The organism is Telluribacter humicola, from assembly GCF_017355935.1.
GTDB lineage: Bacteria > Bacteroidota > Bacteroidia > Cytophagales > Spirosomataceae > Telluribacter > Telluribacter humicola.
Genome location: NZ_JAFIQT010000001.1, coordinates 2425679 through 2450825 on the forward strand (window position 1 = coordinate 2425679; position 25147 = coordinate 2450825).

A 25147-nucleotide genomic window follows, 5' to 3' on the forward strand; every position below is an offset into this window, starting at 1 on the left:
TGATTCAGGATTTAGCCCTATATTTAAACAGAGTTTACTACCCTATTTCTTTTCATTAAACGTAACGATCAATGTCAAATAGTTATCAGGCACTAGGACTTGCCTGTTTGCTGGCCGTCATACAGACCGGTTGTTCGAGTTCCAAAGTCCCGCAAACTTCATCAACAACCCAGCAACCGGCAGCTACTGCCGCCAAAGCTGAAGCGGGCGAAAAGCCCAAAACCGCCGCCAAAGTGGGCATGAAGAGCTACGGTGAAATCATCACCAAAGAGGCGGAGTCTGACCAGGGAGTGTTCACGGTACATAAGGTAGGGGATAAATACTACTACGAAATACCTGACTCCTTGCTCAAGCGGGATTTCCTCTGGATCAGCCGCTTTGCCAGTCTGCCCTCGGGCCTGGGTGGGGGCTATGTAAATGCCGGGTCCTCGGTCAATGAGCAGATGGTGGAGTGGCAGAAGTTTGGCGAAAAGATCCTGCTCAAAGCCAAATCTTACAACTCGGTAGCGGCCGACTCGCTGCCAATCAGTCTGTCGGTGCGGGCCAACAACTACCAGCCTACCATTTACGCGTTTGATATCGCGGCGCTTTCCAAAGATTCATCCGGGTATGTGATCGACGTCACGAAGTTTTTTACCAGTGATGTCAAAGCGTTCAGCGGACTGGATGCTGACATGCGCAAAAACTATAAGGTGACCCGGCTCGACGAAAGCCGTAGCTTTATTTATAGTACTAAAAGCTTCCCGTTGAATATTGAGGTGAAGCAGGACTTTACCTACGATGCGACCGAGCCTCCTTCCAACTCGGCTACGGGGGCCATCAGTGTGCTGATGAACCAGTCGATGGTGCTGCTGCCCAAAGTACCGATGCAGCCCCGCATCAACGACTACCGCGTAGGGTACTTCAACATCCGGCAGCTTGACTACGGCTCCGAAGCCCTCAAAGCCGATGAAAAATCCTACATCCGCCGCTGGAAGCTGGTACCCAAAGACATTGCAGCCTACAAGCGGGGCGAACTGGTAGAGCCGGTAAAGCCTATCGTATACTACCTCGATCCGGCCACTCCGGCCAAGCTACGGCCCTACATTAAGGCGGGGGTGGAGCAGTGGCAGCAGGCTTTTGAAACGGCTGGCTTCAAGAATGCCATCATCGCCAAAGATCCACCTACCCCGGAAGAGGACCCTGATTTTAGTCCGGAGGATGTACGCTATTCGGTAATCCGGTACGTAGCCAGTACTACCCGCAATGCCGTTGGACCCAGCGTATCCGATCCACGCTCGGGTGAGATCATCGAGAGTGATATCATCTGGTACCACAATCACCTGCGCTCGTATCGCAACCGCTACCTGCTGGAAACAGGAGCTGCCAATCCGGGAGCCCGTACCCTCGACACGCCCATCGAAGACCTGGGGGAGATGATGAAGGAGGTAATAACGCACGAAGTAGGTCACGCGCTCGGTCTGCCGCACAACATGAAGGCCAGCGCCGCGTATCCTACCGACTCGCTGCGCTCGGGTAAGTTTACGCAACAGTATGGCATCGCGGCCACCATCATGGACTATGCCCGCTACAACTACGTGGCACAGCCGGGTGATAAGGGCATTCGCTTTGTGCGCCAGTTGGGACCCTATGATCATTACGTCATCAACTGGGGCTACCGGTACCTGCCGGATGCAAGGAGTGCCGAGGCCGAGGTACCTACCTTATCCAAATGGATCAACGAAAAGACCGGCGACCCTATCTACCAGTTTGGTAGTGGCAGCGGTGGCTACGATCCCGAAAGCCAGACCGAAGGCATCGGTTCGGATGTGGTACAGGCCAGTACCTACGGCCTGAAAAACCTGAAACTCGTAGCTCCTAAACTATACGACTGGACCGCAGCTCAAACCAACGACTATGACGACCTGGAGGAACTCTACGGTGAGTTACTGGGTGTATGGAGCCGGTACATCGGCCACGTGGTGACGAACGTGGGTGGGGTGCACGAAAAACGTCTGAAGCCCAATCAGGAAGGATATATATTTACGCCGGTGGCCGCCAAAGCACAAGTGGGTTCCATGGATTGGCTGCTGACGAATGCCTTCTCGTCGCCGGAGTGGCTGCACGAGTCAAAGATCTCGCGCAACATCCACCATGCCAACTACGTAGAGAGTATCCGTAGCCTGCAGGTACGTCATCTCAACAGTCTGCTATCGCCTGACCGCATGGCTCGTCTAATGGAGAATGAGGTGAATGGTGTTTCCTACACCGCGCTGGATATGGTGCGTCAGCTACAGCGTGGCATCTGGAAGGAAGCATACAGCGGTGGCAAAATAGATATCTACCGCCGCAACCTCCAGAAGGCCTACCTGGACCGTATGAACTACCTGCTCAATGAGAAGCAGGCCACGAGCCGTAGCAGCACACCGGTCGAAATCAGCCAGTCGGATATCCGCTCAATCGTGCGGGGAGAGCTCCTGAAGCTGCAACAGCAGTTGAAAAGTACCCAAAGCCGCTACACCGATGATCTTTCGAAGTACCACGTACAGGATGCCCTGGTGCGGATTGACAAAATATTGGATCCAAGCAAAGGTTAATTGGAAAGCCCCTCGGACACGAGGGGCTTTTTTTGTACCATCTGCTGACTGGTTGAGTTTATTCGGAATAATAGTACTTTGTATAAAGTATGAATAGCGGCCTAGTTTTATTTATACTTCAACCAAAAACTACCACATTATGAAAAGCTTCTTCCTTCCCGTGTTGCTTATGGTACTAGTAGTCACTTCTGTACATGGTCAGGGCACTAAAAAAGCAGAGCAGGCAATCCATATGCTAATCGATAATTACTCTAAGGCCCGTGAAACACAGGATACGGTACTTCTAAGAAGTATTTTAACTCCCGACATAGATCAACTGGTGTCTTCGGGTGAGTGGCGGGAGGGAATGAAAGGGGCCATGACCGGCATGGCTCGCAGTACAGAGACTAATCCGGGAACCCGAACGCTGAACGTAAAAAAGATACGGTTCCTGAACCCCGAAACTGCCGTAGTGGATGCCCGGTATACGATTCAGAACCCGGATGGTACTGCCCGACAGATGTGGAGTACCTTTGTAGTGGTTAGTCAGAAAGGTAACTGGAAAATCACCGCCATCCGGAATATGCTGCCTAGTGGGTCACGGTAAAACAGGCACTTATTTTGCTATAAACTTTGCGCTAGTAATCACTGGTACTCTTCTCACAAGGGAGTACTTTTTTAGTGCGTATACCAGAACTAAGTACTTATGAAGAACCTCTATCTGCTATTAATTCTTCTTTTTGTTGCTACACAGGCTAGAGCCCAGACCTCAGACTCACTAAATCAGAATGTTTCTCCTAAAGGTGGACTTAATGCTTTGGCCCTACATTACTATCGCATTGACTTCACCAAGGAGCAGCGGCAAAGGCTGAAAGATGTTGAACTGGAATTTATCTATCAGATTGATGAATCGGGAGCTCTGGCCTTAGAGGAAGTAAATGGCATCAATGACAAAGATATTGTGGATAGTCTGAAGAACAGAACCCTGACGCTACCCCGGTTTAGCCCTCAGGTTGTTAATGGTACTCCGCAACCTTCGCTGTACTTCATGAAGCTAACGTTTCCTTCTTATCAAATGACGAATAGCCGACTGGCGATGATCCAACCGTATTTGTACAATGAAGCTAAGCTTGATGATTTTGAATACATCAAAAAGTCCAATCAACGCATGGAAGTACTTTTTGGAGGGGTATACAATCAGTTTCTGGGTAATCCGTCATTGTATTTACGTCCTGGTGGAGGAATGAAAGTAGATGTTACCTATACGGCAAAGAACCTGCTCATGTACGGCCTTACTATGAGTATATATGGGAACAAATTCAAGCAGGTGTATCCTATTTATGTGAATAGAAACCAGTTTCCGGCTCCCCCCACCGCTGTAATTGGGTTAGTATTCGGGAAATGGTTTAATAAAGTGAATGCTCAGCTTGAGCTTGGAACGGCCGTACAGAATATTACCGAAAATAAGGGTGGAAATGACCCGGACTGGGTACAACTAACCGGCTGGAGCCCGGGGCTGGTTGTAAACTACCCTATTAAGTTAGGTAAGGATAAAATCTTCTACAACTACGGGGCTCCAAGCATTTTTAATCATAATCTCAACCTTCATGTTGGGGTAAGGCAGCTATTCCTGTCGCTGAAGGAAGCTACCGGTGGGATGTTTGAGCTGGGTCTGAGCTATCGAATGAGCTATGAGATGATAGAAGAGTTCAGGCTAAAGCAAAAGTTTTTGGATCGGTTGAAATAAGAGTACTCTTGTTTATCCCAAACCCGGTTAACAATTCTTTGTTAGGGTGGTATATGAAGTAACAGGGCTATACGTTTCCTGTTGCTTCATATAGATACGGATCTAAAACAAAAGCTGTTCAGACATGGGAGAGGATAAAAATAGCGTAGTCATTTCGGCACGCTGGGATTACCTGCTGTTTCTTAACTATGAGGTTGATCCGGTCCTTCTGCTGCCGTATCTCCCCCGGGACACCCAGATCGAAACCTGGCAAGGCAAGACGCTGGTTAGTGTAGTGGGCTTCCAGTTTAATAACATCAAGGTGCTGGGCATCAAGTGGCCGCTGCACGTCAACTTTGAGGAGATCAACCTCCGCTTCTATGTCAGGTACTTTGACGGAAAGCAGTGGAAACGCGGCGTAGTATTTATATCCCAGATAGTACCCCGACCTACGTTAACCCTGGTGGCTAACACGCTCCTGCACGAAAACTACACCTACATGCCCGTGCGCCACGCCATCATTGAGGATACTGACTCATTGGGTGTCAACTACGAATGGGAGTCGGATGCGGGCTGGAACCGGATGGCGGTGCAGGCTGACCTGACGGCGCAGGAAATCACGCCCGGCAGCGAAGAGGAATTCTTCATGATCAACTACCGGGGCTATAACAAGTACACCGAGCGTACTACCGTGGAGTACGAGGTGGAGCATCCGTACTGGAAGGTGTACCCGATCCGGCAGTGGGAGTTTAACTGTAAAATAGCGGATGTTTACGGCAATGAGTTTGAACCGTACTTACTGAAGTCGCCCCACTCGGTGATGCTGGCCCGGGGCTCGGACATTATCATGCGAAGACCTTCTCCGATAAATTAATCTTCTCTCAATCCTTTGACGCCCTGTATATCCCATACAGGTACCTCCGGTTCCACTTGTTCGGTACCGTTTCTCTCCCTTTTTTTGTAGCCCATTAATACTAAGATTAGCTAGTAAAGCTCCGCCTGCTTCTGCTTATTGCTGTTCCTGAAAGTATCAAAAAGTGGAAGTGGAAAAGCTAACACCTAAAAACTAATCCCTAAAAGCTACTAAAAATGAATTACCCTCTTATAGCTACCCAGACGGGCGTTTCGGAACGTCAGGTACGCAATACCATACAACTACTGGATGAAGGAGCCACGGTACCCTTTATCTCCCGCTACCGCAAAGAAGCTACCGGCGGACTGGACGAGGTACTGATCGGAGCTATCAAAGATGTTTACCAGAAGCAGCAGGAAGTAGAGAAGCGCCGCGAAGCCATCCTGAAAAGCATAGACGAGCAGGGCAAACTGACTCCACAGCTCCGCAAGCAGATTGAAAGTGTATTTACGCTGATTGAATTGGAGGATCTGTACCTGCCCTACAAGCAAAAGCGCAAGACGCGGGCTACCATGGCCATCGAGAAGGGGCTGGAGCCCCTGGCGCAGGCGCTGTTTGGCGGGAAGGAAGCCGATGCGGAGCGCAAGGCAGTGGCCTTCCTGAATAGTCAGGTTGCCAACGTGGAGGAGGCCCTGCAGGGTGCCCGCGATATCATGGCCGAGTGGATTAGTGAGAATACCGACGCCCGTAATAAGGTTCGCACCACCTTCGAGCGTGGAGCCATTGTGACCTCCAAAGTCAAGAAGAAAAAAGAGGAGGAAGGCGCCAAGTACCGCGACTACTTCGACTTCTCGGAGCCGCTTTCGAAGATACCTTCGCACCGTCTGCTGGCCATCCGCCGCGGAGAGGAGGAGGGGATCCTGAGCGTGGATATTTCCCCCGACGAAGACCAGGCCATTACCCACCTCAACCGCCAGTTTGTGCGGGGACTGTCGGGGAGTCAGGGACAGATTGAGCTGGCGGTGAAGGACAGCTACAAGCGTCTGCTGAAGCCAAGTATAGAGACGGAGTTCTCGAAGCTCTCCAAAGAGAAAGCTGACCAGTACGCCATCCAGATATTCACGGAAAACCTGCGTCAGCTCCTGCTGGCGTCGCCCCTGGGACAAAAGCGGGTACTGGCCGTTGATCCCGGCTACCGTACCGGCTGTAAAACCGTAGTCCTGGACGAGCGGGGTTCACTGGTAACGGATACCGTTATTTATCCATTTGACAAACCCGTAGAAGCACAAAATACCATCCGTACCCTGGCCGATAAGTATAAGATCGAAGCCTATGCCGTGGGTAACGGTACCGCCGGCCGCGAAACCGAAGACTTCCTCAAGAAGGTACTACCCGATGTACAGGGCGGTATATTCATGGTGAGCGAGCAGGGAGCATCTATTTACTCGGCTTCGGAAGTAGCCCGCGAGGAGTTTCCGCAGAAGGACGTAACCGTGCGGGGAGCCATATCCATCGGCCGCCGGCTCATGGACCCACTGGCTGAGCTGGTGAAGATTGATCCAAAATCTATTGGGGTAGGACAGTACCAACATGATGTAGATCAGGGGGCGCTCAAAGGTGCGCTTGATACAGTTGTGGAAAGCTGTGTAAACCAGGTGGGGGTAAATCTCAACACCGCCAGCAAACACCTGCTCCGTTACGTATCCGGACTGGGCCCGGCCCTGGCTCAGAACATTGTGGACTACCGCGCCGCCAATGGTAACTTCAAGACGCGGCAGCAACTCCTGAAGGTACCTCGTCTGGGCGCCAAAGCCTTTGAGCAGAGTGCCGGATTCCTCCGTATAGATAATCCTAAAAATCCGCTCGACAATAGCGCGGTGCATCCCGAACGGTACGAGATCGTAGAACGGATGGCGCGTGACCTGGGTGCTACCGTGGCCGACCTGATGCAGAAGTCCGAACTGCGCAAGCAGATAGACCTGAAGCGCTATGTGAGCGACTTAGTAGGGTTGCCTACCCTGCAGGATATCCTAAAAGAGCTGGAGAAACCATCGCGTGACCCGCGCCCGCCCATGCAGCAGTTTGAGTTTGAAAAGAGTGTCCGGAAGGTCGAGGACCTGCGCGAAGGCATGGTACTGCCGGGTATTGTGACTAATATTACTGCATTTGGCGCTTTTGTGGATGTAGGGGTAAAGCAGGATGGATTAGTACATGTTTCCCAAATGGCCAATCGCTTCATCAAAGACCCCAATGAGGTAGTAAAGCTACAACAGGTCGTTACAGTAAAGGTGGTAGAGGTAGACCTGGCACGAAAGCGTATCGCGCTAAGTATGAAGTTATAAACACGATCAAAAATAAAAAAGCGGAAGGAGGCGACTCTTTCCGCTTTTTTATTGGCTTTCGCTCCTGATTCAGAGTGTACTTAGCTAAGCTTCTTGTTGTGTAGTAGCAGCTACATCATGGGCATCATTATCAGCATGAGCCGGTTCTGACTATGTATCCTTTTGTACATACGTCACTTCTCCAAACTTAATTCTACAAGTCTGGTTACTATTAGAGCAAATGCAAATTAGTTACTTGATAATTGCAAAGGTTACTTAGAGTAACATGGGTAGGTATACGTTGTGGTTATACCTTTCGATTCTCACACTAACTGGCATACCTTTAATACTATGATTGAAAAATTTAACCAGGAGAAACAACGTATGATGATTCAACATGATAAAATTGGTTACGGTATCAGTGAGACTGTGAGCAAGAAAAAGAAGGAGGTACAGCTACCAAAAAATTTAGTTTGTTTTTCGCACCTAAGATGGGATTTTGTTTTTCAGAGACCCCAGCACCTACTTACCCGATTCTGCCAGCATTTTACTATTCATTTCATTGAAGAGCCTATATTCGATGCGGACTCTCCATATCTGAGCTTTACACAAAAATTGGCGAACTTGACCATAGTAGTACCGCATCTGGTGCCGGGTATGAGCGAAGATCAAGTTGTAAAGGCGCAGGCTACGCTACTGGATAAGTTCTTGGCCGAGAAAGACCTGACTGACTACGCATTCTGGTACTATACACCTATGGCGCTTACGTTTAGCCATCACTACGTACCCGCCATGACACTCTACGACTGCATGGATGAGCTGTCGGCATTCAAGTTTGCTCCTACGCAGCTTCAGATCCTGGAAAAAGAGCTGTTGAAAAGATCTGATATTGTATTCACGGGAGGTCATTCACTATACAAAGCCAAGAAAGACAAGCATCATACGATTTATCCCTTCCCGAGTAGTATTGATAAGGTACACTTTTCCAAAGCTCGGGGACAGGTAAGTGAGCCCTGGGATCAGGTAGCTATTCCCCATCCGCGTATGGGATTCTATGGTGTGATCGACGAGCGCTTTGACATCGATCTGATCGAGCAGGTGGCCCGTAAGCGCCCCGAGTGGCAGATGGTGATGATAGGCCCGGTGGTAAAAATAGATCCGGCCTCGCTGCCCCGCCTGGACAATATTCACTACCTGGGAGGAAAAGGATACGAGGAGCTTCCCGAGTATCTGGCAGGCTGGGACATAGCCCTGGTACCCTTCCAACTCAACGAATCGACTCGTTTTATCAGTCCGACCAAGACTCCAGAGTACCTGAGCGCTGGTATTCCGGTTATTTCTACACCTATTCAGGATGTCATCAATCCGTATGGTGAGGAAGGACTGGTACATATTGTAAAGGATTCGGATGAATTCATAGCCGCGGCCGAAGAGATATTATTTAGTAGTTCAATGGATAAGGACAACTGGTTAAAAAAAGTGGATTGCTTTTTGGCCGAAAATTCCTGGGATGCCACTGTTGAATCAATGATCAGCAGAATCAGGGAATGTTTTGGAAAAAAAGGACCATACTGAGTGAAGCACCACACTTTACATATCTGGGGCGGCATCGAATGTACGATCAACCGCGTACATAATCAGTATTTTGATCAGCTGGAATACGCTGGTCATTACAATCGTCCTACCGATCTGGATCAGGTGGCAGACCTTGGTATTCAGGCTATACGCTTTCCTGTATTATGGGAAAAACATAAGCCTACTACTGATACTTGTCCCGACTGGAGCTATGCGGAGCTGAGTCTCAATAAGCTAAAAGAAAAGGATGTAGAACCCATAGTGGGGCTGGTACACCACGGAAGCGGCCCCTCTTACGTTAATTTTTTTGACGGAAGTTTTGAGCAGGGACTGGCCATATATGCACGTCAGATTGCTCAGCAGTTTCCCTGGGTAACCTATTATACGCCTGTAAATGAGCCGCTCACTACGGCTCGTTTTTGTGGTTTATACGGTCTGTGGTACCCCCACGGGCGTGATGATTACCATTTTCTGAAAGTACTTCTGAGCGAATGTAAAGCTACGTGTATGGCTATGCAGGCCATTCGTGAAGTCAACCCGGCGGCCCAGTTGATCCAGACCGAGGATCTGGGTAAGATTTACAGTACCCCGATGCTGCGCTACCAGGCCGAATTTGAAAACTGGCGGAGGTGGCTCTCCTATGACCTGCTTATGGGGAGGGTTTCTATTGAACATCCCCTTTGGGAATTTATACTCAAATCCGGCATTAACGAGGAGGATCTCTACTATTTCCTGAACCATCCTTGTCCACCGGATATGCTGGGGCTTAACTACTACGCCACCTCGGAACGGTACCTGGATGAAAACCTGGAAGTATATCCGGCCTATACCCACGGAGGCAACGGCAGGCACAACTATGTCGATGTAGAGGCCGTGAGGGTACAACTGGATGAACCCACGGGGCCCTATGAGCTGGTCAGTGAAATATGGAACCAGTACCGGATACCCCTGGCTATTACCGAAGTACATCTGCATTGTACCCGCGAAGAGCAGGTGAGATGGTTCTATGGTATATGGCAGACAGCCAATAAGCTAAAAAAGGACGGGGTAGATGTGAGAGCCATAACTGCCTGGGCCTTATTCGGATCATTTGGCTGGGACCGGCTGCTGACCGAGCCCTATGGTATCTATGAGCCGGGTGTATTCAAGATCGCTAATAACCAGCTACAGCCAACGGCTCTGACCCGGCTTATCAAGTCGCTCACGCGGCAGCAGACGTTCGATCATCCAATGATAGAAGGCAAAGGCTGGTGGCAGTGTGACAGAAGAATACTTTATCCCGCGGAGTCCGGTATGAATCGTTCGTCCCAAACAACAAATGCCTTTACCCGACCATTATTGATACTTGGCAAAACAGGTACTTTGGGTACGGCCTTTGCCCGCATCTGTGACCTTAGGGGGCTCAACTACCGGAACTTTGACCGCTGTCAGCTGGATATCACCAATCAAACTCAGGTAGAAAGAATAGTTGATGAGCTGAATCCCTGGGCTATTGTCAACGCGACTGGCTATGTGAAGGTAGATGAGGCAGAAACCGACGAGGACAACTGCATTGGTTGTAACGCTACCGGACCGGCTTACCTGGCTCAGCTTTGTGAGCGGAGGGGTATTAAGCTGCTCAGCTTCTCAACCGATCTGGTATTTGACGGGGAGAAGAGACAGCCCTATGTGGAAAGTGATCGCGTAGCTCCTCTGAGCGTGTACGGCCGAAGCAAAGTACTGGCTGAGCAAAATCTGCTGGCTCATAACCCCAGTTCCCTCATTGTCCGCACCAGCCAGTTTTTTGGGCCGTGGGATCAGTCAAATTTTGTGGTGCAGGTCCTGAATCAGCTACAAAAGGGAGAAGAAATGGTGGCAGCCGGAGATGTATTTATTTCGCCTACGTATGTACCCGATCTGGTGAATATGAGCCTGGATCTGATGCAGGATGACGAGGAAGGTATATGGCACCTGAGCAACACCGGACAGTCTACCTGGGCGGATCTGGCCCGGCAGGTAGCTGAGCGCATAGGAGAGGATAGTTCGCTCATCAGAGCCGTGCCTCAAAGCCAGATGCAGTGGATCGCACCCCGACCACAGTACAGTGTCCTTAAAAGCGAAAAGGGAGCCCAGCTCCCCTCTCTTGATAATGCTTTGGATCGGTTTTTCTATGAAGCCAACGCCTATTCACTGCAGACTTTGAAGTAAGTACAACTACTTTTTCTTTTTCTTCTTCCGGTTTTCAAATTCCTCCGCTTCCCGCATCAGGGCTTTGAGGTCGTAGTTGGTATCACTCGTAAACTCGATGGTTTCGGTGTATATTTCCTTATTTATTTCCAGGATGTTAACCGGCTTACCCAGGTAGTCTTCTATTTCCTTCAACTGCTCTTTTTCTTCTTCACTACAGAATGAAACCGCCTGTCCTTTCTGGGTACCCCGACCGGTACGACCTACGCGGTGAACGTAGTTTTCGGGTTGTTCGGGCAGGTCATAGTTGACTACAAAGTCGACCAGTGGAATATCGATTCCCCGGGCGCTGACGTCGGTAGCGATCAGTATCTTTACCTCCCCCGTCCGGAACTGGTTCATTGCAGTAGTACGGTCCTGCTGCTCTTTATCCCCATGGATGGTCTGGCTGGTAATGCCCATTCGCTCAAGCGCCTTCGCTACCCGTTCGGCCCGGACCTTGGTCCTTACAAATACCAGTATCTTACTCTCTGGATTTTGATTTACGATACGTTCGAGAAAGAATCGCTTATCATCCATGGCAATGAAGGCTACTGAATGATTAACGTTTCTGGCTACTCGATTTTCCGGTGAAATCTGTATCCGGATAGCATGACTATGCACTAGTGAATAAGCCAGCTTCTTGATTTTTTCGTCAATTGTGGCCGAAAAGAAGAGCGTCTGACGCTTGCGGGGCAGGCGCTTGATCAGGTCCTGTATATCTTTAATAAAGCCCAGGTCCAGCATGTGGTCCGCCTCGTCCAGGATGAGGACTTCTACCCGTTCCAGGCGCAGGTGCCCCTGACTTACCAGATCAAACATACGGCCCGGAGTGGCTACCAGTATATCTATGCCTTTCTCAAGACGGGCAATCTGGGGGTCTTGTTCCACACCTCCGTGTATGCTGTAGGTCTTTACCTTTGTGTATTTCCCCAACTGCTCAAATACTTCCGTAATCTGTACCGCCAGCTCACGCGTAGGTACCATTACCAGGCATTTGACCCCGTCGGCACGACCGGCATTTTTACGTTCGTGGAGTAGCTGGAGAACCGGTATAGCAAAAGCGGCCGTCTTGCCCGTACCGGTCTGGGCAATAGCCAGTACATCTTCTCCTTTCAGAATCGGCGGTATGGACTTATACTGTATATCGGTAGGGCGCTTGAAGCCAAGCTTTTCGAGGCTGCGCTTGATCTCCGGCGCGATACGGTATTCTTCAAATTTCATACTCTGCTTTGTTCGTAGTCCACAAATATACCTTATTCAGCAGTAAGTACGGGTAATAGAGGTAACAGGCAGTACTGGTGAATAAAAAAGAACCCCTGCCACCATTGGGGGCAGGGGAAGAACAACCTTAGAAACTAGTATGTACTAGCGTGTATGGATGGGTTGATAACGGGCTCGCAGGAACATGAATATACCGTAGCAAAGAAGGCCTAATGCCACAACACCCAATATCCAGGAACCATAGTTTTTTTCGAGGAAACTAAAAGCTGAGCTGGTGCCACCTACTTCGCTGGAATCAGACTGCATGGCAGCCTGCAGGAACAGGTATCCAATGATAGACCACACGATTCCGCGGGCTATATATCCGGCTTTACCCGTTTTGATGAGTGTTTCCTTCACCTCACTATCCAGCCGGGCTCGCTGTACTTTTTCGCGGTACTTGCCGGATATGGCACGGTAGATCTGGTAGAGGCCAATGCCAATGATAACAAGGGCTACAATACCCACCAGCCATTGTCCAAAGGGCTGTTCGAGTAGTTTCTGAACCAGGGTCTGGCGGCTGTTACCTCCTGATCCGCCACTGTTTCCAAATAGCATTCGCCCTGCAAAAAAGGCCAGTGCTCCGTATAAAAGTCCACTGGTAAAGAAAGCTGCTCGTATGGCCAGTCCCTTGGAATCATCTCCTTTACGCTCAGTGTCTCTTACTGCTTCAATGATACGCCATATAGCGTAACAAAGCAATCCGAAGGCGATGAGTCCGAGTAGGATCTGTCCAAACGGCTGGTTCTGAATCCACTGTAATATCTGCATTTTGCTTCCCTGGCTGCTACTGCTACCGCTGCTGCCTCCCAGTTCAAACGCCGCGGCAAAGGTCAGAATACCAACTAATGAGTATACAACTCCCTTAGCGGTAAGACCTACACGGGCGGCTGTCTCAATCCACTTATCCTGCGATCTGTGCGTTAATGTGTATGCCATGGTTGTGTATGTGAGTAAGTGATAGTATAGTTATAAGTACTTTGTAAGCTCCTATTCACAACTATACCAAAATTATACCAGCAGTCACTTCACAACTAGCTAAGCAAGCAGATCAAGTGGTAGCAGTTCACAAAAAAAGACGATACTGAAGTGGGACTAATCCGGCGTCTTGATGTACTCGTACTGAGCCCTCACGAAGTTGAAGAGTCCAAAGCAAAGCAGACCCGCTGCCACCAGTCCTAAGATGGCCGAACCCAGCTTTGGGCCAAAGAAGTATTCCATGAAATAAAAGGCTGAAGTATCGTCACCGGCTTCGGTGGGATTGAAGTAGATAGCCGCTCTTAGCAACATATACCCCAGAATCAGCCACACTACTCCCACGGCCAGAAAGCCCCAGTAGCCGGTTTTGATCAGGATTATTTTGTTCTCCTCCCGTAACTTACATTCCTCCACATGATTTCGGTAACCACCTGATAGGGCGTGGTAGGCCTGAAACACGCCAATACTCATAGTAGCCACAGCAATGGCCCCTACCATCCATCGGCCGTAGGGGTGCATGAGCAGAGCTTCGACTACTGTTTGCCTGGATATCTCGTCATTTTTATCAATGGTAATTCCGGCGGTAAGCTTAATGGCGTGGTAGGCAAACGCGATGTACACAAAGCCGGTAAACAGATAACCTATCCGGTTAGCTATCCCTATCAGGGTTTTTCCGTTTTTTTCGGTGTCCATCACGCCTTGTATAAATCGCCAGGCTGCGTAGCAGAGGAGCCCTACTGTGACTATGCTCAGAATGGCTTCACCGTAGGGGAGCTGGTACAGCCAGTCCAATACCTCAAAACGCCCTCCCTGCCGGTAGCTGAATTCGAACGCGGCGCCAAAGGTAATCAGCCCTATCAGTGAGTAAACGATCCCATTGGCAATGAGTCCGATCTGGGCCGTTCGTTTTATGAGCAGATCCCTGTTTATCAGCTTCTCGGACTCAGTCGACATGGTGTGGTTGTTACGGGTGTTAATTCAGGCACAAGGTCAGGATATTAGATCACCTTTATGCCTGAACTACTGAGGTATGTACAATTGTATAAGCAGATTTGTTTCGGGTAGATATCAGTAATATTGGGGTCAGGGTAAAGTCGGTAAGCCTATCAGGCCATGACCGCTACCATAGAAAGTACTGTTTCGCCTAGTGCTTCATCTCCTTTGATGTCAATCTGAGCTCGGGCTTTATCGGGGGATAAACCTTTGGTAAAGAGCTTCCAGGCTATCTCTGGTGCGATATCTACTTCTGCCTCCGGGGTAGTTGTAGCCTCATTACGAAGCTGCCATTGATCATCAGTACGTACCAGGTACCAGTCGCCCCCGATGTCAGTCGTAATAGTGACCTTAATAGTAGTGCCCGGGGCGGCGGTAGTATCACGGTAGGCATGGGGAAGACCACGCATGAAGGTATCTATGAACGGATAGAATAGCTCGCGCGTCATGAGGCCGGGCTTGCCTACTGCCTCCCGGATCTGCTGCTGGTGGTGCCACTTCTCGGTATACTCCCTCGCTACATGAAACCAGTTGGCGGATTGCTGCTCGCCCGCCCAGGCTACCGAAAACAAGGCCGGAGCCATCAGGTCCAGGGTAGTGAGGTACTCGGAGCATTGCTGTCCGGTCAGTTCCAGCAGTTCAACTAATACGGGTGGACTCATACGTCGGGTAGCTTTTACCCAGTCTGCATTCAACTGGTTGAGGTAGTTGACCAGATCCTGGTAGGAGTTGATAGCATCCGGCTGCTCCCCAAAGAAACCGTCCCTCGACATAGATAGCATACGGATGTTCCCGTCCAGCAGGTGAGCCGCTATGTCCTTCACTTTCCAAAGTCGGGCAATGGTTGGCTCCGCCCACTCTTCGGGAGTAAGGGACCTTAAAAGCTTGATCAGTAGCCGGTCAAGTTGTGGAAAAAGATGAACGGTGGAAATGGGGACTTGGGATAGGGTAGGCATAGAGTAGTGTATAAGTGTGTTATAGTAGATTAGGCAAATCTAATGGCATACGATCAAAGTACCGCTACGTCATCAGCCTGAGTACGTAATGAATCAGGAATAATTTCAATGATGGTACTACGTAGTGCCTCAATCAGATGGCTTTTTACCTGTTCACGATTCACTACCAGACATACTTGCCGGGCTGGTACGGGAGCCTGAAAATGACGTATGTTGGGCTGGCGGTCGGCCGGAAGTTCCATCATGGCCATCTCGGGTAAGATCGTGATCCCTCCACTGCGGTCCACCATCCGGATGAGCGTTTCGATGCTACCTGACCGGTACTGGAAGCTTTGCGACTGGCTGTTGCGTCGTAGCTCGCACAGTTTCTGAATCTGGGTACGAAAGCAGTGGCCTTCTTCCAGCAGCCATAACTCCCTCGGGTCAATGGCTTCGGGAAGTATGTACTTCATGCGGTAGAGTTCGGAGGTACCTGAAGCATATACATAGAATCGCTCGTGGTACAGCAGGGTTTCGCTCAGTGAACTGTCGTCGGAGCTGGTTGCTACCAAACCCACGTCTATATTGCCATGTTTCAGTTCCGCCAGGATCTTTTCGGTGATCATCTCAAATACCTGGAGACGAATCTGGGGGTAGCTTTCCGTGAATGTATTTACAAATAGCGGCAGCAGGTAAGGAGCAATAGTGGGGATAATACCTACCCGCAGCTCCCCCGACAGGTCACCGTTATAGTGTTGAGCCATCTCAGTAAGTCTTCCTGCCTCCCGCAGTACTACCCGGGCCTGGTCAATGATCTGCCTGCCAATGGCCGTAGGTACAATGGGCTGCTTGGTCCGGTCAAAGATTTTTATGTTCAGCTCGTCTTCCAGCTTTTTGATCATCATAGATAGGGTAGGCTGTGTCACACAGCACTGATCAGCCGCCTGCACAAAATGGCGTAGCTGGTCCACGGCAATAATGTATTCTAACTGCTGTATATTCATTGATTATAGATAGTGTCTATGTAAATATAGAAAATATCAGTTTGAATTATAGGATTTAGTGGAGTAATATTGTACATATAACCGGTAATTATAAACCTCACCGATAGAGTAATCAGAGCACCGGGCTAATGATACTTACGCTTGATACATGATAATAGAACGGATAATGAAAAAGGGTACCTGTTTTACGGGTGCCCTTTTTATTTTTTAAGAAGAGTTATTGAGAAAGCTCCATCTGATTGATTTAGAGAGACTGTTCCCAACAAGAAAGGCACCTGCATCGCAGGTGCCTTTCTTGTTGTTTATATATTGAACATATCTAATTTCCTATGCCAGCAATATTATCTGGTCTCCAGAGATCCCGAACGTGAATTATATGTACCGAATGGGAAGCTGAGTCCTAGATTTATCCCCCAGTTCTGATTTTTCCAAACGCGGGAATCGATCTTTGAAATATCAAGGAAACCAAGTCCGTAGCGTACATCAGTGTTTAGCCATAGCTTCTGGCCAACGCGTACATTCAATCCGGCACCGAGTGTGGCACCTAGGTCAAAACCATTGTACACCCGGTTGTTAGCGTCACCATTCAGATTATTTCCATCAACATCTTTGACACCTACCAGGAAGTTAAGGTTAGGCCCTATAAACAACTTAGGTCGTACTGAATTGCCTCGTTCGCCCAGGTAGTAGGTTAGGAGCAAAGGTACCTGAATGTAGTTCATATTAATCTCATTCGACTTGTTGTTGGTTTTGGCTCCTAGTTGGGTATAAAGCAGGTTACCAGTGAAGCCGAATCCGCTCTCGGCGCTGTAGTTAAAGAAACCACCTACTGTTGCACCTGGCTTCCAGTCGTTATTGGCAATGTCTCCCCGAAAATTGGATATTGATACTCCCACCATGGGTCCAATGGAAATGTTTTCCTGTGCTATAGCCTGAGCCGCAAAGAACAGAACAGCGGTAGATAATAAGATGATTTTCTTCATAGCTTTTTTAGGATGAGTTAATTGGAAATGAACTGTTGTTTTCAAATCTCTGAGTGTATGTTTAAGTGAATAAAAAATGGTTGCTATGTGTCCCTCATTGTACGCAGGAGCTTAACTCCCGACGAGAAAAAGATAAACCCAAGAATTCCAAATACCATTAAATTCTTGAAACTATCTGAGCGGTTATCCAGGAGCTGGATGGCGGTATAGACTAGAGCCCCGATCCCAAGGATAGTCAGTACAATGGCAAAAAGTTGTTTAGCGTTCATAATCTCTATACCTATTACGGCGACGTTTACAGGCAGAGTTCAAAATTATATTCCTAAGATGCTGAAGAAGCTTATTAATTTGCTTATTTAACTGTAATTCAACACTTTACAGACAAATACAAACTGTATCCCAGAAAATTTAGAGGTAAAAAGGTGTGGTAAAATATCTACATAATAATTGCTTAATATGGCTAGTATGAGGAATTGGGCAATGGTCAAATAATACAAAAAGCGCAGCCTTATATAGATAAGGCTGCGCTTTTAGCAGGTTTATAATCCAAATTTTTAGAATATGCTTTTCGCTTTTTCCAGTGCCTGATCCAGTCCTTCGGGATTAGAACCTCCGGCCGTAGCGAAGAAAGGCTGTCCACCTCCGCCTCCGCGGATTTCTTTCGCCAGTTCTTTCACAATTTGTCCGGCGTTCAGCCCCTTCTCTTTCACCAGTTCTTCGGCAATGAATACCGATAGTTGAGGCTTGCCATTAAGTTCGGTACCCAGTACCGCGATCAGGTTATCAACCTGCTGGCGCAGCTCATACGATAGCTGCTTCAGGGCTTCCACATTTGGCACCTCGACTCTTTCTACGAGCAGATTAAAGCCATTGTTGGCCTGTACACGGGTTGCCAGTTGCTCTTTCAGAGCCTGTACTTTTTCATTCTCAAGGGCTTCAATGCGCTTCTGCAGGGAGTTACGTTCTTCCAGCAGGCTCTCTACGGCTTTCACCAGATCTTTAGGGGCTTTAAGCATGTCCTTGAGCTGGTCCAGGGTAGCTTCCTGTTGACGCATCTGCTCCAGGGCTTTTTCACCCGTGATGGCTTCTACCCGACGTACCCCGGCGGATACGGAACCTTCGTTGGTGAATTTGAAAAGGCCGATCTCCCCGGTAGAAGGAGCATGGGTACCTCCGCATAATTCCAGAGAGAATACAGGATCAAACGTAATCACCCGTACAAAGTCGCCGTACTTCTCACCAAAGGTAGCCGTAGCACCCATTTCCAGGGCCTGCTGAATAGGTACATTACGCTTCTCATCCAGCGGGATATTCGCCCGGATCTTCTCGTTAACCATATCCTCAATCTGCTGCAGCTCTTCGTCCGTTACCTTAGCGAAGTGCGAGAAGTCAAAGCGAAGTACCTCGTCGTTGAGATAAGATCCTTTCTGTGATACGTGGCTACCCAGTACCTTACGCATCGATGACAGCATCAGATGCGTGGCCGTGTGGTTAGCCATGATCTTGCGGCGACGGGCCTCGTTGATACGGGCAGTCACTACATCGGCCTGCTGTAAGGCTTCGTCAATGTTTTTATCCTGTGAGATATGTACAAAGAGATCGTTCTCCTTGCGGGTATCTACTATATGTATGGTCTTTTTCTGCCCGTTTACTTCAAACTCAAGTACTCCCTTGTCACCTACCTGACCACCCATTTCGGCATAGAAGGGGGTGCGGTCCAGTACGATATGGTACTCTTCACCGGCTTTGACTTTGACCTTACGGTACTTCACGATGTAGCTCTGGGTCTCGGTGAAGTCGTAGCCCAGAAACTCTACGCCCTCAGATTCGCGCAACTCTACCCAGTCGGTAGCTTCCTTGGCGGCGTCGGTACGGGAGCGGGCCTTCTGCTCGGCCAATGCCTTTTGGAAACCTTCTTCGTCGATCCTGAATCCTTTCTCACGGGCGATCAGCGCCGTCAGGTCCACGGGGAAACCAAATGTATCGCTCAGTTCAAACACGGCATCACCCGGCAAGGTGTTCTGTCCTTTCTCGGCCAGATTGGCTGTGATCATGTCCAGACGCTTCAGACCCGCTTCGAGGGTACGGAGGAAGCTCTTCTCTTCTTCCAGAATTACCCGTGATACAAACTCTTCCTGCGCTTTCAATTCGGGGAATACATCCTTGAACTGCTCAGCCAGGGTAGGGATGAGGCGGTTCAGGAATGGCTCCTGGAGGCCCAGGTATGAGTAGCCGTAGCGTACCGCCCGGCGCAGGATGCGACGGATCACGTAACCGGCCTTGACGTTGGAAGGAAGTTGTCCGTCGGTAATGGCAAATGACACGGCTCGGATGTGGTCAGCGATCACACGCATGGCTACATTGGACATCCGGTTGCTGTTGGTTTCTTCCTGGCTGTAAGTCTTATCCGATAGTTCTTCCAGTACTTTAATCGTATTCTGGAATACGTCGGTATCGTAGTTGGAGGTCTTCTGCTGGATGGCCATACACAGACGCTCGAAGCCCATACCTGTATCGACGTGGCGGGCCGGTAGGGGGATAAGCGAGCCGTCAGCCTTGCGCTCAAACTGCATGAATACCAGGTTCCAGATCTCCACAACCTGCGGATGATCACGGTTAACGAGCTCTTTGCCCGGTACCCGCTCTACTTCTTCCGGTGTGCGTAGGTCCACGTGGATCTCCGAGCAGGGACCACATGGGCCGGTATCACCCATTTCCCAGAAGTTATCTTTCTTATTACCTAATATAATACGGTCTTCACCGACAATGGGTTTCCACAGGTCCCAGGCCTCCTGGTCAAAGGCTACGCCTTCCTGCTCGTTTCCTTCAAATACCGATACGTACAGCCGGTCTTTAGGTAGCTGGTACACGTCAGTCAGCAGCTCCCACGCCCAGGTAATGGCTTCCTTCTTGAAATAGTCACCAAACGACCAGTTACCCAGCATCTCAAACATGGTGTGGTGGTAGGTGTCAAAGCCTACTTCTTCGAGGTCATTGTGCTTACCCGATACCCGCAGACACTTCTGCGTATCGGCAATACGGCGGGAGGGAGGGGTACCATTTCCCAGAAAGAAGTCCTTGAACTGCGCCATCCCCGAGTTGTTGAACATAAGGGTGGGGTCGTTTTTGGCTACCAGCGGCGCCGAGGGAACGATGATGTGTTCTTTGCTGCGGAAAAAATCCAGGAACGCCTGTCGGATCTGATGCGAGGTCATTGTATGTACGATTGGTATATGAGTCCGTATTTACTTCCTGTTCTCCAATTAGAAAGCCTGCTAAAAGGCGAAACCTTTGGAAAAGGAGGTTGAAAATTCCCGCAAAGTTAGTGAAAAAATAGACGATGCAGGTTGAAGTTTCAGCCCATAAGGGTAGTTTATCTTCCTTATTTCGTTCGGGTTGGTTCGGTGCTGTTAGGGGAGGAGGCAGAAAATAGTCGTCTTAGCTGTGGCTACCCTCCTGTGAGAGGTAGTGAATAAAGGATCTGGTTGAAACCCGTGGTAGCTGAGTCCATTCTGTAAGTTTTTGATAGAAAAAGGTGATATATCATCCTAGTACTGTTAGTATTGAAGGATAAAATTTTATTATTCAGTGAGCCCTGATTAGTTATAGAAGGCTCAAACGTACGTAGGTAAGCTACACAAGTATGGTAGAGCAAGAGCAATTGTGGAAGCATTTTACCATTGGCAACGAAAAAGCGTTGGAAGAGCTCATTCGCATATTCAGTAAGTCCCTGGCGTTGTACGGCCGCAAACTGGTAAAAGATGATCTCCTGATACAGGACTGTATCCAGGAGGATTATATCCAGTTGTGGCAATACCGTAGTAACCTGCAGCAGGTGACCGAAATCAAACCGTACCTGTTTACATGCCTGCGTCATAAGATTTTGCGGCCCTTAAGCGGGAGCGGGACTTTGTATTTGCTGAGCAGGACGAAGAGCTTCCCTTCCTGGCTGAGTTTTCTATTGAAGAGCGCTGGATACAGTCCGAGAGCGAAGCAGCCCGCGTTTAGCTCATCAATAGCCACATTAATCAGTTGTCCAAACGCCAGAAGGAAGCCGTCTACCTGCGGTACTTCGAGAATATGAGTAACGAAGAAATTGCTACGGTGATGCGCGTCAAATACCAGACCGCTACTAATCTTATTCATGAGGCCTTGTCCTCTCTCCGTGAATCTTTTTCGCTTAGCTCCCTTACTACTCTCCTGATTTTCCTGCGGTTAGACTCCATTTGAGAATTTTTTGAAAAATTTTTCCTCCTGACCAGTATAAAAATGGAACAGGCCCGCTACTGCTTATAAAAAGCAATAGTACGATTCCATGAAAAACTATTCCCAATACCAACTGGAAGACTTTCTGACGGATGAAAGTTTTCGAAATTGGATACTGAGCGGAGGGGAGGCGGATGCCGGTTGGGTTTGGAGCCAGCGACTCAGTCACTATCCTTCACTCAGGGAGGATGCGCAGCGGGCCCGGGAAATTATCCTGGCTACTACCCTGAAAGAAGAACCTTTCGCGGAAGGGTACTTTGAATCCATAAGCCAGGGAACCCTTGCCGCCATCCGGGACCAGAAACAGCCCCGACCGCTCTGGACGTGGCGGGCAGCAGCGGCAGTGGTGCTGCTGGTAGGCCTAGGAGTATGGGCCGTCTGGAATCAAAAGCAGGTAACTACACTGGCCGGCGAGCAACTAGCTTCGACCCCGGTCGAGCCCGTCCGCCTAGAGAAAGACAATACGAACAACGCTATCGTGCCGGTAGCCTTGCCCGATGGAAGCTCAATACTGCTATATCCGGGTAGCTCGCTTACCTACTCACATGTACCTGGTCAGAACCGGGAAGTCCATCTGGTCGGAAAGGCCTTTTTTGAAGTAGTCTAAGATCCCAGCCAACTGTTTGTGTACACTCAGGCGAGTTGGTCACCCGTGTCGTTGGCGCCAGCTTCACCATTACCGCCTATTCTGGCGATACTGATTATTCAGTAGTGGTCAAAACCGGTAACGAAGCTTCAGAGACTACAACCTTCAACCTTGTCCCGAACGAAATGCTCATATTTAACCGCGAGAAGGCTCTTTTTAAGCGGTTAGATATCAACTCCAGAGAAATCCTGAACTACGTACCTACCATTGAAGCAAGCTATAAGTTTGAGGATACGCCGGTAGCGACGGTGTTTCAGCAGATCGGCAAATCGTATGGCCTTAAGATAGATATGGAAGAGTCCCTGTTTAACGGCTGTGAGCTAACGTCCAACCTAACCGACGAGCCCCTGTTCGAGAAGTTGAATATAGTCTGCAATGCCGTGGGACCCGGTACCAGCTATGTAGTTGAAGAAGGTCGGATACGGATAATTTCCAAAGGATGCAATCTATAACCAGTCAACCTATACGTATGAACATGATTATGCCTTTTTCTCTGTTTTCGTCAACCTGACGACCATAAAAAAGCCGGTTATGTTTGCCCCATAACCGGCTTACATCCCCGACTTGATGGTATCAAGCTGCTCCCCGGCCAGGGAGCAGGGGGGAGACGTTTTTGCCTTTTCCAATCACAAAAACATTTAAATCTATGCAAAAAAATCAACACTACGTTAATCTGTGGTTAAGGATTATGAAACTTACAGCCGTACAGGTTTTCATGACAATATTGCTCTTGGGAGTGTCCTGGGCCGGAGTAGCGCAAGAGCTGCTTAACATCCGCATATCCCTTCCGCGTGAGCAAACCGAGCTGCGACAGGCGTTGGATCAGGTGAGTAAGGCTGCCAAAGTAAGGATCTCGTATAATTCACAACTGATACCCAAAGGCCAGCCGGTGGTGCTCTTTGCTAACGACGAGCGCCTCGAGGTAGTGCTGAACCGGATTCTGCAGCCAGCCGGGGTATCGTACGTGATCATGAACAAGCAGATTGTACTTCGGAAAGCGGAAGATAATCAACAGACTAGCCTCGAAGTGCCTGCGGCCGCTACGGTAGCGGATCGCAGAGTAACGGGCCTGGTGCAGGACGAAAACGGAGAGCCCCTGCCGGGCGTAAGCATTGTGGTAAAGGGTACTACGCGGGGTACCGCTACGGGTCCGGACGGTAAGTATGCTATCGACCTGTCCGATGGTACCAATGTACTTATTTTCTCTTTTGTGGGATACGCGTCGCAGGAGGTACAGGTGCGTAACCAATCGGCTATCAACATAACTCTGGCGGTAGATAGCAAAGTTCTGGATGAAGTGGTGGTGATAGGGTACAACCGGGTAAAGAAAAGTGACCTGACGGGCTCGGTGATTCGGGTAGGTGCTGACGAGATCCGGAAGCGGCCGGTAGCCAACGTATTGCAGGCTATACAGGGTAGAGCCGCGGGGGTAAACGTTACTTCCAACGAGCGTCCAGTCGAAATGGGGAGTATCCGGATCAGGGTAACCGCTCGCTGAGCGCCAGCAACTCCCCCTGTACGTAGTGGATGGGATACCCCTGGCCGCGGGAGGTATCGAATCCATCAACCCCAATGATATTGAATCCATTGATATACTAAAAGACGCTTCGGCTACCGCTGTATATGGCTCCCGTGGGGCCAACGGGGTAGTGCTGGTGACTACCAAGCAGGGACGCAGCGGCAAACTTTCGCTCAACTACATCGGTACCACGCTGGTCGAAAAAATGTACGACCGCATCGATATGATGAATTCGGAGCAGTACATTGACTTCCGGAGAGACGCCTACCGACGCGCAGGAACCTACCCGACAGTACCTACCTTACAGGACGATGAGCGTATATTTGGGGGTGACCAGTACGCCTGGGCTAACGTCCAGAAAGGCTGGGAAGGCGGTACCTGGAACGGCAGCCAGGTACCTACTACCAACTGGACCGACATGGTGCTCAAGACAGGTATATCCCACGATCATACGGTAAGCCTTAGCGGCGGTACCGACAAAATGAAAGCTTATGCTTCGCTGGGGTACCTGGTTCAGGATGGTACCCAACTGGGGCAGGACTTTGAGCGCTTTAATACCAAGGTAAGCGTGGAGCTGAACCCCGTAAAATGGCTGCGCTTTGGCGGAAGTATCAACGGTACCTTCAGCCTGCAGAACTACGGCTACGCGACTACCAATGCGACCGGCCCCGGTAACCTGTACTTTGCGGCGCAAGGGATGCTACCCTACGCCGTACCTTTTGATGCCAACGGTAACCGTATCAACCTGCCCGGAGGGGACATTAATATCCTCAATCCCATCGGTGAGGACCAGTACAACATCAACGAACGCAAGGTACTCCGCACGCTGGGTGTGCTTTTTGCGGAGGTCGATATTATCAAAGGACTGAAGTACCGTTGATACTTCGGACCGGATTTCTACAACCTGCGCAACGGGCGCTGGATGGATCAGAACTCCATCAACCGGGGAGGTGGTGAGCCGGGATCTACTAACTACGCCCAGCTCAATCAGACCCAGCGCTTCTCCTGGACGCTGGATAACCTCCTGTACTACGACCGCACCTTTGGAGATGAGCATACCCTTGGGATAACGCTCCTGCAGAGCGCTTCTTCCAACCTGACCGAAACCAGCGCCATGACGGCAACGGCCCTACCCTGGAACAGCCAGCGGTGGCATCAGCTCAACTCGGTAAGCCAACTGGATGGCTTCGGCACAGGTCTGAGTGAGTCGCAACTGATGTCGTACATGGGCGCTTTAACTACGGCTTTAACAACAAGTACCTCCTGACTGCCTCGCTGCGGTGGGATGGGGCCTCCCAGCTGGCTGACGGCAACAAGTGGGATGT

21 protein-coding genes are annotated in these 25147 nt (G+C 49.7%); 13 read left to right on the plus strand and 8 right to left on the minus strand.

Annotated features, from left to right (window positions below; all coding sequences use genetic code 11):
• Positions 1-71 precede the first annotated feature (71 nt).
• The 7 genes from JUB14_RS10365 to rfbD all read left to right on the plus strand — a co-directional run bounded on the left by JUB14_RS10365 (position 72) and on the right by rfbD (position 11217).
• The gene (locus JUB14_RS10365) at positions 72-2576 is read left to right on the plus strand and encodes a zinc-dependent metalloprotease (protein WP_207505780.1); all 2505 of its coding nucleotides are present in this window, start codon (positions 72-74) and stop codon (positions 2574-2576) included.
• A 139-nt stretch (positions 2577-2715) separates the two neighbouring features.
• Entirely contained in the window at positions 2716-3162 is a 447-nt protein-coding gene (locus JUB14_RS10370) for an SgcJ/EcaC family oxidoreductase (protein WP_207505781.1), read from the plus strand.
• A 99-nt stretch (positions 3163-3261) separates the two neighbouring features.
• A complete protein-coding gene (locus tag JUB14_RS10375) occupies positions 3262-4302 on the plus strand; it encodes a hypothetical protein (protein ID WP_207505782.1) in 1041 nt (346 codons plus the stop codon).
• 124 nt (positions 4303-4426) lie between these two features.
• Complete coding sequence (locus JUB14_RS10380; protein WP_207505783.1) at positions 4427-5155, plus strand: YqjF family protein; 729 nt, start codon at positions 4427-4429, stop codon at positions 5153-5155.
• Positions 5156-5370: 215 nt separating this feature from the next.
• Positions 5371-7476, plus strand: coding sequence for a Tex family protein (locus JUB14_RS10385; protein WP_207505784.1), 2106 nt, complete (start codon positions 5371-5373; stop codon positions 7474-7476).
• Between the two features lie 603 nt (positions 7477-8079).
• Complete coding sequence (locus tag JUB14_RS10390) at positions 8080-9030, plus strand: glycosyltransferase (protein WP_229367620.1); 951 nt, start codon at positions 8080-8082, stop codon at positions 9028-9030.
• A complete protein-coding gene (gene rfbD / locus JUB14_RS10395; protein ID WP_207505785.1) occupies positions 9031-11217 on the plus strand; it encodes a dTDP-4-dehydrorhamnose reductase in 2187 nt (728 codons plus the stop codon).
• 6 nt (positions 11218-11223) lie between these two features.
• Here the strand turns inward: rfbD and JUB14_RS10400 are convergent, their stop codons facing one another.
• The 8 genes from JUB14_RS10400 to alaS all read right to left on the minus strand — a co-directional run bounded on the left by JUB14_RS10400 (position 11224) and on the right by alaS (position 20606).
• A complete protein-coding gene (locus tag JUB14_RS10400) occupies positions 11224-12459 on the minus strand; it encodes a DEAD/DEAH box helicase (protein WP_207505786.1) in 1236 nt (411 codons plus the stop codon).
• A gap of 144 nt (positions 12460-12603) precedes the next feature.
• A complete protein-coding gene (locus JUB14_RS10405; protein ID WP_207505787.1) occupies positions 12604-13437 on the minus strand; it encodes a DUF1206 domain-containing protein in 834 nt (277 codons plus the stop codon).
• Between the two features lie 156 nt (positions 13438-13593).
• The gene (locus tag JUB14_RS10410) at positions 13594-14430 is read right to left on the minus strand and encodes a DUF1206 domain-containing protein (RefSeq protein WP_207505788.1); all 837 of its coding nucleotides are present in this window, start codon (positions 14428-14430) and stop codon (positions 13594-13596) included.
• Between the two features lie 152 nt (positions 14431-14582).
• Entirely contained in the window at positions 14583-15425 is an 843-nt protein-coding gene (locus JUB14_RS10415; RefSeq protein ID WP_207505789.1) for a maleylpyruvate isomerase family mycothiol-dependent enzyme, read from the minus strand.
• Between the two features lie 53 nt (positions 15426-15478).
• Entirely contained in the window at positions 15479-16408 is a 930-nt protein-coding gene (locus tag JUB14_RS10420; protein ID WP_207505790.1) for a hydrogen peroxide-inducible genes activator, read from the minus strand.
• 341 nt (positions 16409-16749) lie between these two features.
• The gene (locus JUB14_RS10425; protein ID WP_207505791.1) at positions 16750-17391 is read right to left on the minus strand and encodes a porin family protein; all 642 of its coding nucleotides are present in this window, start codon (positions 17389-17391) and stop codon (positions 16750-16752) included.
• Positions 17392-17474: 83 nt separating this feature from the next.
• Positions 17475-17660: a hypothetical protein gene (locus JUB14_RS10430; protein ID WP_207505792.1), complete on the minus strand. Its 186-nt coding sequence runs from the start codon at positions 17658-17660 to the stop codon at positions 17475-17477.
• Between the two features lie 285 nt (positions 17661-17945).
• Positions 17946-20606 (minus strand): alanine--tRNA ligase, encoded by a 2661-nt coding sequence (alaS, locus tag JUB14_RS10435; protein ID WP_207505793.1) that lies wholly within the window; start codon positions 20604-20606, stop codon positions 17946-17948.
• Between the two features lie 817 nt (positions 20607-21423).
• On the opposite strand from alaS, the gene JUB14_RS10445 reads away from it, so the two are divergent.
• The 6 genes from JUB14_RS10445 to JUB14_RS10470 all read left to right on the plus strand — a co-directional run bounded on the left by JUB14_RS10445 (position 21424) and on the right by JUB14_RS10470 (position 25089).
• Entirely contained in the window at positions 21424-21621 is a 198-nt protein-coding gene (locus JUB14_RS10445) for an RNA polymerase sigma factor (RefSeq protein WP_207505795.1), read from the plus strand.
• 85 nt (positions 21622-21706) lie between these two features.
• The gene (locus tag JUB14_RS10450) at positions 21707-22264 is read left to right on the plus strand and encodes a FecR family protein (protein ID WP_207505796.1); all 558 of its coding nucleotides are present in this window, start codon (positions 21707-21709) and stop codon (positions 22262-22264) included.
• A gap of 35 nt (positions 22265-22299) precedes the next feature.
• Positions 22300-22755: a FecR domain-containing protein gene (locus tag JUB14_RS10455; RefSeq protein ID WP_207505797.1), complete on the plus strand. Its 456-nt coding sequence runs from the start codon at positions 22300-22302 to the stop codon at positions 22753-22755.
• Between the two features lie 263 nt (positions 22756-23018).
• Positions 23019-23801, plus strand: a complete 783-nt coding sequence (locus tag JUB14_RS10460; RefSeq protein WP_207505798.1) for an STN domain-containing protein — start codon at positions 23019-23021, stop codon at positions 23799-23801.
• Between the two features lie 16 nt (positions 23802-23817).
• On the plus strand, positions 23818-24702 hold the full coding sequence (locus JUB14_RS10465; protein ID WP_262897601.1) for a TonB-dependent receptor plug domain-containing protein: 885 nt from the start codon (positions 23818-23820) through the stop codon (positions 24700-24702).
• A gap of 42 nt (positions 24703-24744) precedes the next feature.
• Positions 24745-25089 (plus strand): hypothetical protein, encoded by a 345-nt coding sequence (locus JUB14_RS10470; protein ID WP_207505800.1) that lies wholly within the window; start codon positions 24745-24747, stop codon positions 25087-25089.
• Positions 25090-25147: the final 58 nt, after the last annotated feature.